We start from the raw sequence: 18,007 nt of genomic DNA on the forward strand, positions 1-18,007 counted from the left end.
TTCAGAATTCCGTTGGTGCTGAGGAAGAATTTTTAAGAATTTCTTCGAATTTCTTTGCATATGAAGCAATCAGTACTTTCTCATCGACACCATTGATAACCCTGCGCGCGCCTTCATAATCTACAGTGGTGCTTTTTATGTATTCACCAATACTCTTTCCTGTGAATATTCCGGCTTTCATTCCCCATATCATGATTGGCACGGAGTTTTCAAATTCCGCTGCCAAATCTGGATTGTTGACAAAGTCGGGGCCGAATTTTTCCATTGCTCTTCTGTAGTTTACTTTCCACGTGAGGTGAACCGGGCCACGTCCACGGTACTTGAAACCATCTCCTTCCACAGTATTCTCATGGTCTATGGCATTCTGCCGTTTTTGCGGAGTGTCAGCCAGTACGGGGTCGTACTTGTCGAAGTAATGATAGTCTCCTACTTCAGGTTTCTTGCTGAAGTACTCGCCGGTTGGAAAGTGGTACATTTCGTGTCTTGCAGTTGCGAGCATATAGGCGAGTTCGTACCTGTTTGGCTTTTCGTCATGCTCTGAGTAGTATTTGTTTATATTTTTCAAGAATTCCTTGAGATTTTCCTTTGACGTGATCCCGAGATTGGCTGTGTTGTTGAATGTGGGATGCAAAGGGGTGTATGTCTCAATAAACTTATCGATATTTATCAGTTCCTGCTTACTTGCGTAGTTTGCCAACATGCCAATGGGGTGGATGTGCCAAGTCAATCCATGAGTGCTGACTCCATGTGTCCCAGCTATATCACTCCACCATGACAGCTTCTGTATCCGCTCCTTTTCACGCACCCAATCCAAGTTCTGATCGGCTGGAGTATGGCCCATCAATTTATCCAGCTCATCCCACTTCTCCTCCTTCCAAAACCATTCGCTCTCGTAATTAGTTATAAGCAAGGATAGTTGCTGAGCTAGCCATGGTTTGTCTAACGCGTTCTTGATTTCGAGTGGTGTAAGCTCTTTATCACGTATGCCTTCGTTATTGGGTTGGTCAATGATCTCGAATAGGCTCTGAAAAATTGGCCCATGTTCAGCTTCGTCGATTTTGGCGGCGTACGTCTGGACTTCTTCCGTCGAGAGCTCTCCTTGAGTGTTAAGAGCCTGCGCGTGCTGACTGACGAGGGTGGTCGCGTCTTTTAGGTAGCTGAAGCCGGGCCACCCCCACGGAGAGTGTTGGGTCACTATGAGATCTTTTTCGCATATCCAGCCAGAGACATCTTGGTCGGCGGCGTTGGCGACTCTCACGTACCACCAGCGGGTTGTGTCTGCGTCGATGGCTTTATGGTCGACACCGAGGTCGCTCCAAGAGGCTTTGCTTAGAATTCGATCGAAGCCGCAAGCTACACCGTCGATACGTTGGCTCAGGGGGAAGTTCTTCCACGCTTCAAGTACTCCGCTGGTGCTTGAGCGCTGACCTTGCGCATCGAGCATGCTGCGCTTGACCCAAACAGGGGTGTCCAGCTTCACCCCTATCTTGCGCATGGGGCGTGAGGTTGGAATGGCGCCACTGGTATAGGGCTGCGGATCGGTGCCATCGGCCAAATAAGTTTCCATCAGGAAGTCGACCTTATCCGGCATTTCGCTTACATCGATACCGTGTGTGGTAGCGAGAGCGCTTTTCTGGTTGGCATCCAAGGCATATTGCTTGCTGCTATAGGCACCCAAGTCGCTCTTGTTGATCTTCAATACGGCGTAGGGCTGCACCTTGACCCAGCAGCCTTCGGTGGGTGTATCGGTAGAGGTTCGCACATCATAATTGGCGGAAATTTGGGTATCCGCTGAGGTGGGCTGAATAATTGTCGAGCGTTTACCTACCATGATCAGGGTCTTCTGATCGTTAGGGAGAGACTCGGCGCGCTGCTTACTCTTTTCGATAAAGGCCGGCACATCCTCGCAGCTGAACACTTCCAAATGCAGGCGAGATGTTGGGCCTTCTTGATCGTGTTCCTGATAAAGACCCATATGACCGATCAGTTCGCCGGCCTTGATTTTTTGAGCCACGGGCAGGGGATAGACATTGTCCTTGGCCAAGTCATTGGGTGAGCGCTGTGCCTCCAAGGACTGCAGCCAGACGTAGCCCGGAAGCTTGCCATCGGCACCCGCGGTCAGTGGCGGAATGGCATTTCCGCTGACGATGGCCTCCAGCTTCACGTAGTTACCTTCCCCACTTACCTGTATCTCGGTGCCATGAGGTAGAACGGCGAGGACATTACTGCTGGCATTGGCGCTCTCGCGGACATGCAGACCAATCTGTTCTATTGCGGGAATGTCTGTGGATTTGTCTTCGCTGACGAGATACTGATTTTCTGCCAGCTCCTTGGCTTCCAGGACGTAAACCCAGCCGGTGTTCTCTGCTAGGCCTTCCACTGCGGGAGTAGCCCTGATCAGCCTGCGCCAGTTGTGATTGGGGCTAGCAGCCGCCTCTCCCGTTTCGATCCGGGTACCGCGTGGCAAGGTCGTGAGCTTGTTTTGGTACTGGGCATAATGCTCATTCGACTCAACCACCTTGTAATGCTCCCGCACGTTCAAACCCCGAACCTTGTCGGGAGCGTCGGACTTGACTTTGCAGAGCCCAGCACCCCAGAACGCTGGGCGTTGAAGTGTTGGGTTGGCCTCATAGCCGGTCAAGTCGAGCAAGTGCATATACAAGCTATAGAAAGTCAGGCACTCGGGCTCTGCAGCTGCTGGCCCAGAACTGGTTGGTGCAGGATCAGTTTCGGTGCTGGCATCTGTAGATGCCGTATCTGAGGGAAGCGTGGTTGCTTCACTTGTGGATGGGGGAGGAGGGGGCGGTGCCGGTGGCAGTGTCAGCTGGTGTTTTATGTTGTGGTCAACGAAAACTGGACACTGGTTTAGGTTTATCCGGCCAGTGATTCGGTTTCCGCTGGCGTTCTGTATCCGTTGTAGCTGTGTGGTCGTTGATGGTTGTAGTAATCCGTCAGGTAGCGCAGCACATCAGCCTCAGCTTGCCCTTGGCTGGCATAGCCATGCTCCGGCATCCATTCCGTTTTCAGGCTTCTGAAAAAACGCTCCATCGGCGCGTTGTCCCAGCAGTTGCCGCGGCGGCTCATGCTCTGCTTGATACGGTAGCGCCAGAGCATCTGGCGAAATTCAATGCTGGTGTAGTGGCAACCCTGGTCAGAGTGAAACATCAGCTGCTGCGGGCAACCTCGGGACTCGTAGGCCACGCGTAACGCGCGTGTCGTGAGCTGCGAGTCAGGTCGATTGGACAGTGCCCAACCGACGATGCGGCGCGCATACAAATCCATGACTGCCGCCAGGTAAATCCAGCGATTACCCGCCCAGATGTATGTCACATCACCGCACCACACTTGGTTGGGGCCGCTCACTGTGAACTGCCGATCCAGTGTGTTGGCCGCAATGGCGCTTTCACCATCAGCCTTGCGGTAGCGATGCTTGCGACATTGCGAGCTGAATAACCTGGCTTCTTTCATCAGGCGTCCAGCCAGAAAGCGACCAACCTGCACACCCTGTATTCGCAGCGCTGCCGATAATGTTCTGGCTCCTGCGGCACCACGACTTTGTGCATGAAGCTCGGCAGCCAGCTGACGCAAGGCAATTCGCCTGTGATCAACTCGGCGACGGCGTTTGCATGCTTCGTAAACGCTGCTGCGCTGCACATCAAACACCCGGCACAGTTCGGCTCGTGGATAACGCTCGCCCAATGCCTCAATCAGCGCTACTGATCGAGGGAGTCCGACATCAAGAGAGCGGTAGCCTTTTTTAGAATCTCTTTCTCCCGCTCTAGGCGCCGAACCTGGGCTTCCAGTTCCTGTATGCGCCTTTGCTCAGGAGTCAGCGCTTTGCTGCGTGGTGGTGTAGTGCCGCCACGCTCGCTGCGCAGTTGCTCTACCCAGCGACGCAATGCAGTCGGGCCTACGCCTATCGATTTGCAGGCTTCGGGAATGGAGTACCCCTGATCCAAAACCAGGCTGGCTGCTTCGAGTTTGAAATCTGTACTGAATGATCTTCTGGTCACGCAAACACCTCATGGCTGGGCGAAGCTTAACGCCCTATCGGGGTGTCCAGAATCATTGAGCCACACCAGCACGAAACTAGTCGAGTATTTAGCGGTTACAGCCCCCGAACCGGACCCTGGCATATTGGTAGAGCCGTACTGTGTCTCGGGATAGGTCTGGTCTATTCGATAGGCAATCACTTCGCCAGGTGGAGCTCGCGGCCGGCCTGGGTCAGTTGGGCGGTGCCGAGTTTGATGTGCTGGTTCTGCGCCACGGTCAGGTGGTCATCGGCGCGTACCTCCACCTTGCGATCCAGATGGGTGGTGTGGTGTTCCTCGGCTTTCAGCTCGGTGTAGCTGTTGGCTTCGACCGTGTCGTGGCGTTCGTGGCCGATGCGGATCTTCTGGTCGTGCTCGATGTTTTCGTCCCAGTCCTTCTGGGCGTGGATGTAGATCTGCTCCTGGCCCTTGCGATCCTCGATGCGCAGCTCGTTGTAGCCGCCACCGCCGGGGGAGCTGAGGGTCTTGAACACGCTGCGGGTCTTGTTCGCCGGCAGGTCGTAGGGGACGACATGTTCCTTGTGGTACAGGCAGCCGGTGACCAGCGGCTGGTCGGGGTCGCCTTCGAGGAAGGTGACCAGCACTTCCATGCCGATGCGGGGGATGGCGATGCCGCCGTAGCGGTCGCCGGCCCAGCTGCTGGAAACGCGCAGCCAGCAGCTGCTGGTGTCGTCGCCCTGGCCCTCGCGGTCCCAGTGGAACTGCACCTTGATCCGGCCGTATTGATCGCAGTGGATCTCCTCGCCCTTGGGCCCGGTGACCACCGCGGTCTGGCTGCCCAGCACGCGCGGTTTCGGGTGCTGCAGGGGTGGGCGGTAGAGGATGTTCCAGGGGCTGGCGCTGAAGTGGTTGCGGTAGCCCTGGTGGAAGTCGGAGTCGCCTGATGCCCCATCTCCACCGGCACCGAAGTTGCTGATCGACTCTTCCAGCACCTGCGGCTGTTTGCCTTGGTGGATCACCTCGTGCAGCAGCCACAGGTCGTTCCATTCGCGGCGCGGGTGGTCGGAGATTTCCAGCAGGTGGCCGCTGAGCAGGCGGGGCTGGTCGCTGCGGCCTTCGGCCAGTTGGTAGTCGGCGCGGTGGCGTTCCAGGGCGCGCTGGGCCAGGTGTTTGCCGCGTGTGCGCTCGGTGTAGCGGTCGGGGTAGTCGTAGTCTTCCAGGTCAGGCTGGAACTCGCTCTTGGCGGCGGCCTCCAGCAGCAGGCGCGGCTGTTCGAAGTCGTAGTCGCGGCGGGTCACGCGGTTGCTGCGGGTGGCCAGGCGCAGGGCGAAACGCTTGATCACCGGTTCGTCGGCGACCATGCCGCTGTCCTGCACGTAGGCGGTGGGCTGGCCCAGGCGTGGGAAGCTGGTCTGGTCGTCGCCGAAGAGCAGTGCGTAGCCTTGGGTGCTGTGCTCATGGCTACTGATTGTTGGCCGCGGTGTCTATTTGCTTGGCTACACCCGGTAGCGGGCGAAAGCTCTTCATAAAGGTCAATACCTCGGCTTCGGTTTGCTCGAATTGGGGCGGTGGGTTGTCGTTGGCGTAGCTTTCGAGTTTGTAGAGCAGTGTCGGTGTATGTTCACTGGCGACAGCGCCCACGTTGAAGGCGTACTGCCCGTGTGGCGAGAGGCGGTCGCCTTCGGGTTCGATGGCCTGGATGCGCCGCCCGGTGAGGGTGCCTTTGCTGTTGCCGATGTCGATGCGGCGTGGGCCGAAGTTGTCGATGCTCACTGCGCCGGGGAATGGATTGCCCATCATGCGCTTGGTCAGCATGGGTAACAGTTCCAGCATATGACCGGGGTTGTCACTCAGTTTAAGGTTGTGCAGCAGGTAGGGATTGGCGGCGGGGTGCCAGGCGATCATCAGATCGTAGTGCGGCGTGCCGTCATCGGCGATAAAGCCGAATGGAATGCAGAAACCTGTTTCCTCTGGAATCTCGAACTCGGCACGCGGGCGAAAGCGCGTAAGGAGGTCACGGGCCAGCGGCTCAACTGCTTCAAAGCTGCTTTTGAACTCCGAGTCGCGTGGGCCGAACTCGAAGGTGTAGATACGCTCATTGCGCCACAGATGAACGATCAGCTTGTCCGGGTGCCAGGCTCCGGCAGCATCGGGCAGGCCGAGATCGAAGGTGCGTTCCTTTTCATAGCGCTCATCCGTGGGCAGGGTTGCAACTTCCATCTTATAGGATTTGAGTTCAGTCTCTAACTTATCAGTCGGTCGGCCATTCTTTCTGACGTCATTAATTATCATCGGCAGGACAAAAATATCGTTGAACATTTTTTTGTAGCGCTGGTATTCGTCTTCCATCGCTCGTACTTCATTACGGTGCTGTGTCCAATCATCTTTGTTACGATCGTACTGCTGTTCCTTCGCTTTGATTTGACCTTCCAGCACTCGAAGTTGAGCCTCCTCTTTACTGGGCACCTCAATACGGACTGCCTGATCAAACAGCTCTCGGGTTGTCTTGGGGCTTACTTTGATATTGACCAGTTGATAGATGTTATCCAGCGGCGCGCTGCCGTAGTGGATCCGATCTCCGAACCATGGGTCTATTGGGCTGTAGCTGATCGAGTCGTCATAGGGCACTTTCAAATGCCAAACGGCGTCAGGTGGCATGTCGAACTGTGAGCGACCGAGGCATTCAGTGCGCCAGCCGTCGGGCTTTTTATAATCGGTCGCCGTAGTAGTCTGTTCTGCTAGGGCTAAGAAAGGAAGCAGAGCAATGGCAAGTGTGAACAGGCGCATCAGGTGGCCTCGTTGTCAGGGGCGGTTGGAAAGTGGCTGGCGAGGGCAGTAGCAGAGGTGCCTGCGGACGGTCGGGGTTCGATCTGTGCGAGGACGGTCAGGTTAAAGGTGGAGTCGTTGTACTCCTGGCGAGTCCAGTTCACCGGCAGCGCGGTGATAAAACCTTTTATTTCAGTTGGGCGTTGCGAGTGGCGCGGGTGTTTCCAGAAGCCTTGCTCGAAGGGCATAAAGACATCCACCTGTTCGGCGGGCAGATTGGGGGTGGCGCGGGCGGTGCTCATTTGCGGCCAGGTGGGCCAGATGGAGGCATCGTTGCGAGGTATATGTGGGAACACCTCTTCGTAGGCTTTGGCATTCTCGTTTGCTTGGGTTTGAATGGCTTGCCAGGTACTGGGGGCGGCTGGCTGCATCAGGGTGCTGGCTAGGTGGCTGGCCGGGGCGACCATAATGCCGGGATCGCTCGCCTCCAGGGCGAACAGTTTGCGCCACAGGGCCACGCGCAGTTGCTGCACCGGCTGGCAGACCGGGTAGGCGCAGCGGCCATCGATCTGGGTAGTGACGGCCGCTCCACCGGAAAGCACTACCGCCAGTTCCGAGTCGCGGTCACCGAGTTGGCTGCGGTCGTTGATATTGGCGCTGCCGATGATGGCGACCCGGTCGTCGGCAATCAGCAGTTTGCTATGCACATAGATTTGCTCGGTAATGGGGCGGCCCCCCAGCATTTCCCAGGTGCGCAGGTTGAGCAGCGTCAAATATTGCTGCCACTGTTCCTCCTCATAGAGGAAAACACCATCCTTGTCTTTCAACTCTATCTGCCTGTTTGCCTGCTCTTCCGTCTGTCCCCTATCCATATAACCTTTGATCGCCATAGCCCGCTGAATTCGCTTTATCAGGCTGTGTTCGCCAAGCGAAAGGCTCTGCATGGTGAGGTGAACCTGGGTCATCAGATTGATGGCATTGAGAGGGCCTTCCGGGTGAACCGGTAGCACCATATAGACGTGGAAATTCTCGCCCATCTCAATGGCGCGCTCGATGCGCTCGGCGAGCGCCTCGTTAAGGGGGTTGAGCAGGTGGGCTTGGGGTTCTTGCATAGCGCGCAGGGCTTCCATCGCGCTTTGGTTACTAAGCACCTGTAGCAGACCATTAGTGAAGGTTTCCGCCTCGCGGGTGCGGATCATGTCCGCCAGTTCGTGGTAGTCGATCTTGTGCAGGTTTGTAGGGTTCTCCTCAAGCTTGTCGAGGCGCAGTCGAGCCGCATATCGGTCGTAGCCAGGCAGCCCCTTTACGTTCATCAAACTGGTCATGGGTCCGGGTGTGGCATTCAGCTCCTCAGGAATGCTTTTCCCATAGACGCTCTGAAAGAACTGGTTTTCTATGTAAATGAAATGCTGGGCACTGGAGATCGCCTGCAACGTGGCCTGCAAGCAGTTGGCTTGGCGCGATTGCGCAGCCGGGAGGCTGGCACTGCCGGAGCGTTGGGCTCCTTTGTGCTCCTCGTGGAGTAGTTTCAGCGGTGCGCTGCGCAATACTTGAGCGGTGATCGCCCCTTTGTTCGGAACCTTCTGCGGTTGCGGTATGTAATGTGCTTTGAACGGGATGGGTTCGAGGTTGTCATCGAAGAACGTCAGTACACCCACCAGCAGAGGCGGCATGTACTGCTTTTTACCGTCGAAGCGCGCTTGAAGACTGTTCCAGCGCGAGATGAAGTTACGCGACAGGTCATATACCGAGGCGCCTTCCAGGCGCATGTGCACGTCGTGCCAAGGCATGCGTGGTTGAGTTTTGCTGTCTAGCATCATGCCGCCTTTGGGCAGAAGGCGGGTATTGGGGTTGGCTAGGTAGGAATAGGGCTGCGCTTTCTGAGCTTCGGCCAGGCGATCCAACGCGGAGTGCAGATAGAGCGCGAATGGAGTGGAGATGGTGTCAAACTCTTCAATCGCCTTGGCGCTTATGATGGAGGTCGGGGTGTTGTTCAACCACGCATAGAATGCCCCCACACCGGTTTGCTCCACCCATAGATTGACCAGTTCCGTGCCTCGGGTGATCAGCTCTTTGCTCAGCGCTTGGCCGGATTTTCTGACTTGCTCGGACCACGCGAGCAACTCGGTGCTGAGTTGGTCGAATTTGGATGCGACTTGATTCTTCCAGATTTCAAGGTGGCTTTTCAGCCTGGCGAGATGGGCTTTGAACTTGGCACTGGCGACTTTAGCTCGTGGAATTTGCTGCTCGGCTTGAGTGACCCAGCGCTCTATCCGTTCTTGAATGTTGCTGGCCTGGGCTTTTAGTTTTTGTGCGTCCTGTGGGGTCAGGGCTTTGTGCTGCTCTGCTTGTAGTAACCAGCCAGAAATAGCGGCGTTGATGGCCTGCGCCTCACGGCGTAAGGTTGCGAGACCGTGTTGGGTATGCTCGAAGGTAGTGGTTTCTGCATCCAATCGAGTTTCGGCTGTGTTGAGCCCTACATTCAGCTCCTGCAATAGAGCGTCGAAAGAGGTCTTCCACTGGCGCAAAGTTCGCTTCCACGCCTCGATATTTTCAGGGGTGAGCTGGTTGTGGACGAACTCGGCGATTTGGATGACACCACCGACGGTGTCAGCAGCGCCAGCACCAAAAAAGCGAAGAACACTATCTCCTTTCTTATCAAGCCATTCGCCAAACTCTTTGCCACTACTGCGCATGGCATTAAACATCTTGTTGTCTTTTGCCCAGGCTATTTTGCGCTGTACTTTGCTGATTCCGTCACCTTCCATCAAAGCAGCGCCGATCAATTCGGCAGTGGTCATGTAGGGGTATTGTTTGTGCCCTTCAATCTCAAACAATGGCGGAATGCACGGATTGTACAATTCTTGGGCAGTACGTTTGCCGGCCGCCAGACGGAAGTTATTGTCATCGTCGCGGCCATAGGCGAGGTCAATGCCGCCGACGTAGGCAATTTCATTGTCGATCACCACCATCTTTTGGTGGTGCGAGAAGAAGGTGCCCAGGTTGCCCATGTCGCTTTGTTGAATGGCCGGAAAGCACCAAACCTTGCGCTGCTTTAACCCAGCATTTAGTACAAATGCGGCCAGCATGGTTTCCAAGTCACCGGTATCTACTGCCGCTTTCGGCGAGAGCCAGGGCATAAGGTATATATCGGGTGCATCCGCCTTGCGAGTTGCATGGTAGAGGCAATCCCAGAGTCGGGTCTCACCGTCGAGGCGAACCTCATAGTTGACTTGCCAGCCGGTGATGAATATCGATTTTTTGGCGTTTTTGATCGCTTGGGCAATATCTTTGAAGTAGTCAGTGCCGGTGGTGAAGAACTTAACGGCATTGCCGGCACGCTGAGGTGAAAAGGCCTCACCCAGAGGGCTGTTCGGTCTGATGAACCACCCCGGCGCCGATGTTGCGCATAGTGCTTGACCTTCCCGGGTATTGATCTGATCCAGTTGCTTGGCGTGGATCCCATTCATCTGGGTCATGCGAAGAATTCCTTGAGCTTGTTGTACAGAGCGTTTGCGTCGGAAAGCGCCCAGTCGTCCATGGCACATTCCTTGTCATGGCGAGCATCAGCGTGTTCGAGGTTCGAGTGAGGTTTTGTGCTGAAATCCATACTGGCAACGGCAAGCGCTTGCATCTGCTCTTCACTCCAATTGCTCTCCAAGTGCACCTGCAGTGAGATGCATTGGCCTGGGTATACCAACCAGAGCATCTTTGGGTGCTTCGCATACTCAAGGGACAACTTTTTCTGGTCGCCATCGCTTAGATTGACCAGCCCTTGATCATCCGACTCGCCTTTGGCTATCAGGTCTTCCGGTGGCACTCGGCCAAGTTTTTTCCAGGTCGGTTGGTGCATCCGCACGATGCGCCAAACGGCTCCAGCGAGTGGCAGGCCGTCCTTACCGGGTCTGTCTGCCAGACGAATATTGAAGCGGAGGTCGGGCACTTCAGTAGTCGGCGTATAGGTTGTGAGCCTGCCGGTCTGCGCCTCATCCAAAAGATTCCCCGCCTTGTCTTTGTCCGCCATCCCCGGCTGCAACGGCTGCTTGATGGCGATGCCGCTACCCGAACCCGGCGCGCCGCCGGCGTTGAGTTTGGCCAGGGGGCCGACCAGGGTGATGCCGCTGGGGTCGAGTTTGATGAAGCTGCCGCCGGCCTTGAGGGTGAGTTCGACGCCGGCCTCGATGACCATCTTCTGCCCGGCCTTGAGGTGGATCTCGCGACCGGCCTTGGTCAGCTGGGCGGTGCCGAGCTTGATGTGCTGGTTCTGGGTGACGGTCAGGTGGTCTTCGGCCTTCACCTCCACCTTGCGATCCTGATGGGTGGTGTGGTGTTCCTCGGCCTTGAGCTCGGTGTAACTGTTGGCCTCGACGGTGTCGTGACGCTCGTGGCCGATGCGGATCTTCTGGTCGTGCTCGACGTTCTCGTCCCAGTCCTTCTGGGCGTGGATGTAGATCTGCTCCTGGCCCTTGCGGTCCTCGATGCGCAGCTCGTTGTAGCCGCCACCACCGGGTGAGCTGAGGGTCTTGAGGACGGTCCTGGTCTTGTTCGCCGGCAGGTCGTAAGGGACCACATGTTCCTTGTGGTACAGGCAACCGGTGACCAGCGGCTGGTCGGGGTCGCCTTCGAGGAAGGTGACCAGCACCTCCATGCCCACGCGCGGGATGGCGATGCCGCCGTAGCGGTCGCCGGCCCAGCTGGAGGACACGCGCAGCCAGCAACTGGTGGTGTCGTCAGCCTGGCCTTCGCGGTCCCAGTGGAATTGCACCTTGACCCGGCCGTATTGGTCGCAGTGGATTTCTTCACCCTTGGGGCCGGTGACCACGGCGCTCTGGCTGCCCAGTACCTTGGGTTTCGGATGGCGCAGGGTGGGGCGGTGCAGCACGTCCCAGGGGGTGGCGGTGAAGCGGTTGCGGTAGCCCTGGTGGAAGGTGTCCGAGTTGCTGGATGGACCCTCACCCCCGGCCCCTCTCCCGGAGGGAGAGGGGAGACCGCCGCCCTGGAAGCTGGTGATGGATTCTTCCAGCACCTGCGGTTGCTTGCCTTCGTGCAGCACTTCCTGCAGCAGCCAGAGGTCGTTCCATTCGCGGCGCGGGTGGTCGGAGATTTCCAGCAGGTGGCCGGTCACCAGGCGTGGCTGGTCGCTCTCGCCCTGGGCCAGCTGGTAGTCGGCGCGGTGGCGTTCCAGGGCGCGCTGGGCCAGGTGTTTGCCGCGTGTGCGCTCGGTGTAGCGGCCGGGGTAGTCGTAGTCTTCCAGGTCAGGCTGGAACTCGCTCTTGGCGGCGGCCTCCAGCAGCAGGCGCGGTTGTTCGAAGTCGTAGTCGCGGCGGGTCACGCGGTTGCTGCGGGTGGCCAGGCGCAGGGCGAAACGCTTGATCACCGGTTCGTCGGCGACCATGCCGCTGTCCTGCACGTAGGCGGTGGGCTGGCCCAGGCGTGGGAAGCTGGTCTGGTCGTCGCCGAAGATCAGCACATGGCCGGTGCTGCTGTGTTCGAAGTGATAGTGCAGGCCTTCCTCTTCGCACAGGCGCTGGATGAAGTGCAGGTCGCTCTCGTCGTACTGCACGCAGTAGTCGCGCGCTGGATAAACCGTCGGGCCGAGCTGGAAGCGGTAGGCGCCGCCGAGGATGCCGTGCTCCTCCAATACCAGGGCGATGATCTGCGGCACCGTCAGCTGCTGGTAGATGCGCTGGTTGGTGCGTTGCGCCAGCCAGGCCAGCTTGGGCTGCAGCACCAGGCGGTAGCGGGTCAGGCGCTTGCCGGACTCGCCCTGGGCGGCGTCGTGCACCAGGCCATGGATGCCCTGGCCGTCCGGGCTGAAGGCGAGGAAGGCGGGCTGGCCGAGCAGGCTCTGCAGGTCGAGGTCGGGGCGCTCGCTGACCAGATCCACCTCGAAGCGGTAGGGTTGGTTGAGCGCTTCGCGGCCGTGGAATTCGAGTACCTGCAGGTCGTGGCGCTGGCCGTCGAGGGTCAGGCTGAAGTGGGTCTGGTTGGCGGGGTTGAACATTCTGTCGTCCTTGTCAGAGGGCTGGCCGGCGACGCAGCCAGCGCGGCAGCCGGGAAGCCGGGCGCTGCTGTTCACGGAAGGCGCGCAGCAAACGGGGCAGACTGCTGCGCTGGGCCGGGTCGAACTCCAGCGCGGCGCGCAGGGCCGGCCACAGGGCGCGGGGCATATCGGCGGGGGCATGCAGCGGCAGTTCCATTGCCTTGGCCTGTTTAGCACTTTGCCGACGGAAAGGATGCTGGCCGCTGCACAGTTCGTAGATCACACAGGCCACCGCATAGACATCGGCGGCGGCGCTCAGGGGTGCGCCGTCGAGCAGTTCCGGGGCGGCGTAGCGTGGCGTCCAGGCGGCGAAGCGGCTGCGCGACAGGCGCGGCAGGCCGGTGAGAAAGCCATCCATGGCCTGGCCGAGGCCGAAGTCGAACAGGCGCAGCTCGCTGTCGCCGAGCATCAGGTTGCTCGGCTTCAGGTCTCCGTGCAGCACGCCCTGGCCGTGCGCATAGTGCAGGGCTTCGAGCAGGCTCAGGCTGATGGTGCGCGCCTCGGCCCAGGGCAGGCCGCTGGGGTATTGCTGCAGCAGGCTGTCGAGGGTGCAGCCCTTGAGCAGCTCCATGGTGATGAAGGCGCGCTGGCTGGGCGGGTCGATCTCGAAGCTGTACAGGCGCACCAGGTTGCGCTGGCTCAGGCGCGCGCTGAGGGCGAACTCGCTGTAGAGCAGGGCGCTGGCGTCGGGGTACTCGGCGAAGTCTTCGCTGAGGGTTTTCAGTGCCACATAGGGCTGCGGGTCGCCGAACTGTTCGCGCAGCAGGTCGCGGGCGCGGTACACCGCGCCCATGCCGCCGACGCCGAGCAGGCGTTCGATGCGGTAGCGGCCGCAGAGCACGGGCGGCAGGTCCTTGGGCAAGGGCCGTGGCGCCTTGGCCGTGCTGCCGGCCATCAGGGTCAGGTCGGCGCTGGCGGCGGTGGCTGCGGCCTGGTGGTTCATCGCGCTGCTCATCGGTTGATCACCACGGCGCTGAGGTTGTCGCGGGCCGGCCCGTCCAGCGCCAGTTCGAACAGGCGCTGCAGGGCCAGGCCGGCGCTGGGGCGGATCAGCGCGGCGCTGAGCTGGTCGTGGTCGAGGTCCTGATACAGGCCGTCGCTGCACAGCAGGAACACGTCACCGGGCAGGCTTTCCAGTTCGAGGATATCCAGCTGCAGTTCCTCGGCCGCGCCGATGGCCCGGGTCAGGGCATGGGCGGCCGGCTGGCGCATGGCTTCCTCGACGCTCATGCCGCGCTCGTCGACCAGTTGCTGCAGCAGCGAATGGTCGCGGCTCAACTGGTACAGCTGGCGTCCGCGCAGCAGGTAGCAGCGGCTGTCGCCGGCCCACACGCAGGCCATCCGGCTGCCGGCGGCGAGCAGGGCGACCACGGTGCTGCCGACCAGCATGTCGGGGTTGTCGCTGGTCACCGTGAGGCCCAGGCTGAGGTGCCGATTGAGCCGGTGCAGGCAGTCGCGCAGGCGTTCCAGGCGCTGCTCGAAGCTGCCGGCGGGGTCCAGCTCGCCCAGGCTCTCGACGATCAGGCGGCTGGCCAGGTCGCCATTCTGGTGGCCGCCCATGCCATCGGCGACTACCCACAGGCCGCGCTGCGGCTGGTCGAGAAAGGCATCCTCGTTGCGCGCCCGCACCTTGCCGGTGTCGGTGCGCGCGGCGCTGTGCCAGAGCAGGTTGGCGACTTCCATCAAAGCGTCGCCGGCAGCTTGAAGTCGCGCAGCAGGCTGGCGTCGAACGGGTTCGGCGAGCGCTGGCTGTGCAACAGGTACTTGGCCTGCAGGCCCTGCAGGTTGGCCTTGAGGATCAGCACGTCGCGGCCGCTGTGCTGCTCGACCTGCATCAGGTCGAGCAGGCGGAACAGCGCCCAGGGCCCGCTGCTTTTCTCGATGCCGACGCGGCGCCCGCCCTGTTCTTCGAGCACCAGACTGCTGCGCTCGCTGTCGCCTTCGGCCGGCCAGCGGAACGCGGTGGCGACGATCGGCCCGTGGCGGTATTCCATCTGCTTGCCGCCGTACTGGAAGTCGGCGCGGTTGAGGCTGTAGTCGAGGGTGAACGGCTCCAGCTTGAACAGCACCAGCGGCTCGCTCGGGTTCTCGGCGAAGAAGCTGCGGCGGATCACCTGGGTCTGGTTGATCTGCTTGAGGAATGCCGGCGACAGCGGCAGGCCCTGGCCGTCCAGGCGACGCAGCTGGTACTTGCCTTCGCTGTCGCTGACGAAGGCCTTGAGGTAGCGGTCGACGAAGCCGTCGGCCACGCCATCGGCCTTGAAGAACTCGCGGAAGTCGGCGATCGCCACGTCGCTGTCGCTCTTGGCGCTGAACGGATAGCGCTTGAACAGCGACTCCTTGTAGAAGGCGTACAGCTCGCTGCGGTAGCGCTTGTTCAGGTAGCCGTAGGCGTCGTTCAGCACCAGCTGCCAGCTGTCGTCGGCGATCAGGCTCAGCCAGTTGCCCACCGGTTGCGGCAGGCGTGCGGCGCTGCTACGCACCTGGTTGATCGCATCCGGGCGGCCGGCCATGCGCGCCTTGGCCATCTCGAAAGCCGCCTGTTCCGGGGCGCTGGCGTGGGCCAGGCCGCTGAACTGCAGTTGCAGGGCATCCAGCGCCTGCAGGGTGGCGGCCAGTTCCGGGCCGGCGCCGCTGTTGTCATCGAGCAGCCGGTGCAGCGGTTCGAAGCGCCGTTGCAGGGCACGACGGGCGGTGTCCGGCAGGCTCTTGGCGATGGCGCCGATGCCCTGTTCGGCTGCGGCGGCGGCCAGTTTGGCCTTCTTGCCGAGCTTGGCCTGGGCGGCCAGCTGGTCGACCTGGTCGGCGGCTGCCGGCAGGTCGAAGCGGGTGTTCTCGCGCACTTCCACCAGCACCTGCAGCAGCGGCGAGTTGGCCGCGGTCAGTGCGGACAGCTGGAGGATGCCCTGGGCCGTGTTGCCGATCGGCTCCAGGCTGAGCTGGGCGATGGCCTCGCCCCAGTAGTTGGCGTAGTCGCGGAAGTACAGCTGCTCCAGTTCCACCAGCAGGCGGCCGAGATCCTGGTCGCTGAGCTGGTTGCCTTCGCCGAGCACCCAGTTGTCGCGCAGGATGTCGCGCACCAGGCCGAGGCCCTGGGCGACGAAGTACTGCTGATAGCCCTTCTGCGTGTACAGCCCGGGAATGCTGTAGTCGCTGCCGAGGAACAGCGTGGCCTGGCTGCCCAGCTGCTGGCTCAGGCGGTATTCCGGCAGGCTGCGGGCCTGGTCGCGGAGCATGCGGTAGACCACGTTGGCCAGCGACTCGTTACGCAGAATCTGCCGCGCCTCGGCCACCAGCGCATCGTTCAGCGGGTAGGCGGCGAATGGTTCGGCCAGCAGGCGCTGGAAGTGGCCGTTGAGGCCCTTCTGCGTCGGCTCGGCGCCGGCATAGCGCAGCGACCAGTCGGCGGCCAGCCAGTCCTGCAGGTAGGCGGCTTCGCGGCGCTGTTCCAAGTTGAGCATCAGGTAGGCGCGCAGGCTGCCGAGCAGCAGCTCGCGGTCGTCGCGGTTGGCGCGGATCTGGCCTTCCAGCTGCCGGGCGACGCGCGGCAGCAGCTCGCTTTCCAGCTGGCGGCGATAGGCCTGGTGCACGGTCGGATCAACTTCCGCGCCCTGGTACAGGCCGCCGCGTTCGAGCAGGGCGGCGGCACTCGGCGCGGGGAACACCTGGGTCGCCGCATAGCTGCTGTCGAGCAGTGGCAGCACCTGCTGGGCCTCGTCCTTGGGGTTGAGGCTCTCGCCTGCGCGACCCAGTTGCTGGGCCAGTTCGCGCAGCTGCTCCAGGCGGCCATGGTTGGCCGAGTAGCTGTTGCCCCAGAGCAGGCCGAACAGCACCAGGCAGGCGGCGGCACCGGCATAGAGGGCGCGCTGGCGCCAGTCGATGCGGCGTACTTCCTTGTCGTCCAGCCCGGCCAGATCGGCCTCGGGGAAGATCACCCGGCTCAGTAGCTGGTTGATAAAGCGCGCGCGGCCGCTGCGGTAGGTCGGCAGGGTGCTGCCGGCCAGGCCGAGGTTGCGGCCGATACTGGTGGTACTCGGGTCGAGCGCATCGCTGAGCTGCGGCGCGCTGGTCAGGTAGAAGCCGCGCAGGTGGCTGGAGCGCTGGTAGCGGTTGCCGCTGAAGGCCAGTTCGACGAACAGGCACAGGCGCTCGCCGAGCTGGCCGAGCTGGTGCGGGAAGTCGAGGATGCGGCCGCGGCGCTGGGTGTCGCGCTCCTGGTGCATGCGCAGGATCACCTGGCTGTTGAGGCGGCGCAGCAGTTCCTCGAACTCCTGGCGGATCACCCCGGCTTCGGTGGCGTTCTGCTCCTTGCGCAGGCTGGCACCGAGCACCTGGTCGCTTTCCTCGCGGCTCAGCTGGTCGAAGAACTCGTCGAAACCGAGGATCTTGTCGGCCTTGCTCAGCACCAGGTACACCGGCACTTCCACGCGCAGCTCGGCGTGGATCTCGTGCAGGCGCTGGCGCACCTGGCGGGCCAGGTTCTCCAGCTCCAGCTCGTTGTGGTACAGCAGGCTGTCCACCGGGATGTTCACCAGCACGCCGTTGAGCGGGCGCGCGCGGCGCTTGCGCAGCAGGTTGAGCAGGGTGTGCCAGGCGCGACTGTCGACCGCCACGTCCGGCTGATTGAGATAACGCCCGGCGGTGTCGAGCAGCACGGCATGGTCGGCGAAGTGCCAGTTGCAGTAGCGGGTGCCGCCGACGTCCTTGGTCAGGCGCTGGGCGTCGCCCTTGCTCAGTGGGAAGTCCAGGCCGGAGAAGTCCAGCAGGCTGGTCTTGCCGCTGCCCTGCGGGCCGATCAGCAGGTACCAGGGCAGTTCGTTGCGCCATTTGTCGCTGCGCCCGCGGTACAGGCTGGAGCTCTTCAGGGTGCGCAGGGCCTGCTTGAAGCGGCCGCGCAGTTCGACCTGTTCCTCGCTGATCAGACCGTCGCGGCGCAGGCGCTCCTGGGCGTCGACGTCATCCGCTTCGGCCTTCTTGCGCTGATTGGCGCGCCAGCTGATGAACACGATGAACAGGCCCCAGGCCAGGAACAGCAGGCTGATACTGACCAGGCGGCTGGCCGCCGATTCCCAGAACTTGCTGTCGGCCACTGCCAGCAGCGGCCCGACGAACCACACCAGCAGGGCCAGGAACAATACCAGGCACAGGCTCCAGACCCAGGTCTGGCGCAGGAAGGTGGCGGTTTTCTTGAGAAAATCCTTCATCT

Annotated in this window: 8 protein-coding genes and 1 pseudogene; all 9 read right to left on the minus strand. The window is 60.8% G+C overall.

The features are described 5' to 3' along the window. Position 1 precedes the first annotated feature (1 nt). Positions 2-2,656 (minus strand): glycoside hydrolase family 19 protein, encoded by a 2,655-nt coding sequence (locus tag GV001_RS01570; RefSeq protein WP_160077455.1) that lies wholly within the window; start codon positions 2,654-2,656, stop codon positions 2-4. Between the two features lie 215 nt (positions 2,657-2,871). Beyond that, positions 2,872-4,013, minus strand: a protein-coding gene (locus GV001_RS01575) for an IS3 family transposase (protein ID WP_160077457.1) whose coding sequence is annotated in 2 segments (ribosomal slippage) — positions 2,872-3,761 and positions 3,761-4,013 — 1,143 coding nt in all. Because the reading frame shifts where the segments join, the coding sequence is not laid out codon by codon here. 185 nt (positions 4,014-4,198) lie between these two features. Next, positions 4,199-5,425, minus strand: a pseudogene (gene tssI / locus GV001_RS01580) (type VI secretion system tip protein TssI/VgrG); the annotation flags it as partial. A gap of 28 nt (positions 5,426-5,453) precedes the next feature. Continuing rightward, positions 5,454-6,779, minus strand: coding sequence for a hypothetical protein (locus GV001_RS01585; protein WP_160077459.1), 1,326 nt, complete (start codon positions 6,777-6,779; stop codon positions 5,454-5,456). After that, complete coding sequence (locus GV001_RS01590; RefSeq protein WP_160077461.1) at positions 6,779-10,237, minus strand: hypothetical protein; 3,459 nt, start codon at positions 10,235-10,237, stop codon at positions 6,779-6,781. The genes GV001_RS01585 and GV001_RS01590 overlap by 1 nt, the downstream gene beginning before the upstream one ends. After that, a complete protein-coding gene (gene tssI / locus GV001_RS01595; RefSeq protein WP_160077463.1) occupies positions 10,234-12,762 on the minus strand; it encodes a type VI secretion system tip protein TssI/VgrG in 2,529 nt (842 codons plus the stop codon). Before tssI (GV001_RS01595) ends, GV001_RS01590 begins: the two co-directional genes overlap by 4 nt. Positions 12,763-12,775: 13 nt before the next feature. Further along, positions 12,776-13,756: a serine/threonine-protein kinase gene (locus GV001_RS01600; RefSeq protein WP_256664842.1), complete on the minus strand. Its 981-nt coding sequence runs from the start codon at positions 13,754-13,756 to the stop codon at positions 12,776-12,778. Continuing rightward, positions 13,753-14,484 carry a PP2C family serine/threonine-protein phosphatase gene (locus GV001_RS01605; protein ID WP_160077465.1) on the minus strand — a complete coding sequence of 244 codons (732 nt, stop codon included), beginning with the start codon at positions 14,482-14,484 and terminating at the stop codon, positions 13,753-13,755. The genes GV001_RS01600 and GV001_RS01605 overlap by 4 nt, the downstream gene beginning before the upstream one ends. Beyond that, a complete protein-coding gene (tssM, locus tag GV001_RS01610; RefSeq protein WP_160077467.1) occupies positions 14,484-18,005 on the minus strand; it encodes a type VI secretion system membrane subunit TssM in 3,522 nt (1,173 codons plus the stop codon). The genes GV001_RS01605 and tssM overlap by 1 nt, the downstream gene beginning before the upstream one ends. Positions 18,006-18,007 lie beyond the last annotated feature (2 nt).

This window comes from Pseudomonas sp. 8AS, from assembly GCF_902506505.1.
Taxonomy (GTDB): domain Bacteria; phylum Pseudomonadota; class Gammaproteobacteria; order Pseudomonadales; family Pseudomonadaceae; genus Aquipseudomonas.

What these genes read in the sequence shown, in the direction of transcription:
- GV001_RS01585 (WP_160077459.1), bottom strand. Translation starts at nt 6,779, where the DNA reads ATGCGCCTGTTCACACTTGCCATTGCTCTGCTTCCTTTCTTAGCCCTA.
- tssI (WP_160077463.1), bottom strand. Translation starts at nt 12,762, where the DNA reads ATGTTCAACCCCGCCAACCAGACCCACTTCAGCCTGACCCTCGACGGC.
- GV001_RS01590 (WP_160077461.1), bottom strand. Translation starts at nt 10,237, where the DNA reads ATGACCCAGATGAATGGGATCCACGCCAAGCAACTGGATCAGATCAAT.
- GV001_RS01570 (WP_160077455.1), bottom strand. Translation starts at nt 2,656, where the DNA reads ATGCACTTGCTCGACTTGACCGGCTATGAGGCCAACCCAACACTTCAA.
- GV001_RS01600 (WP_256664842.1), bottom strand. Translation starts at nt 13,756, where the DNA reads ATGAGCAGCGCGATGAACCACCAGGCCGCAGCCACCGCCGCCAGCGCC.
- tssM (WP_160077467.1), bottom strand. Translation starts at nt 18,005, where the DNA reads ATGAAGGATTTTCTCAAGAAAACCGCCACCTTCCTGCGCCAGACCTGG.
- GV001_RS01605 (WP_160077465.1), bottom strand. Translation starts at nt 14,484, where the DNA reads ATGGAAGTCGCCAACCTGCTCTGGCACAGCGCCGCGCGCACCGACACC.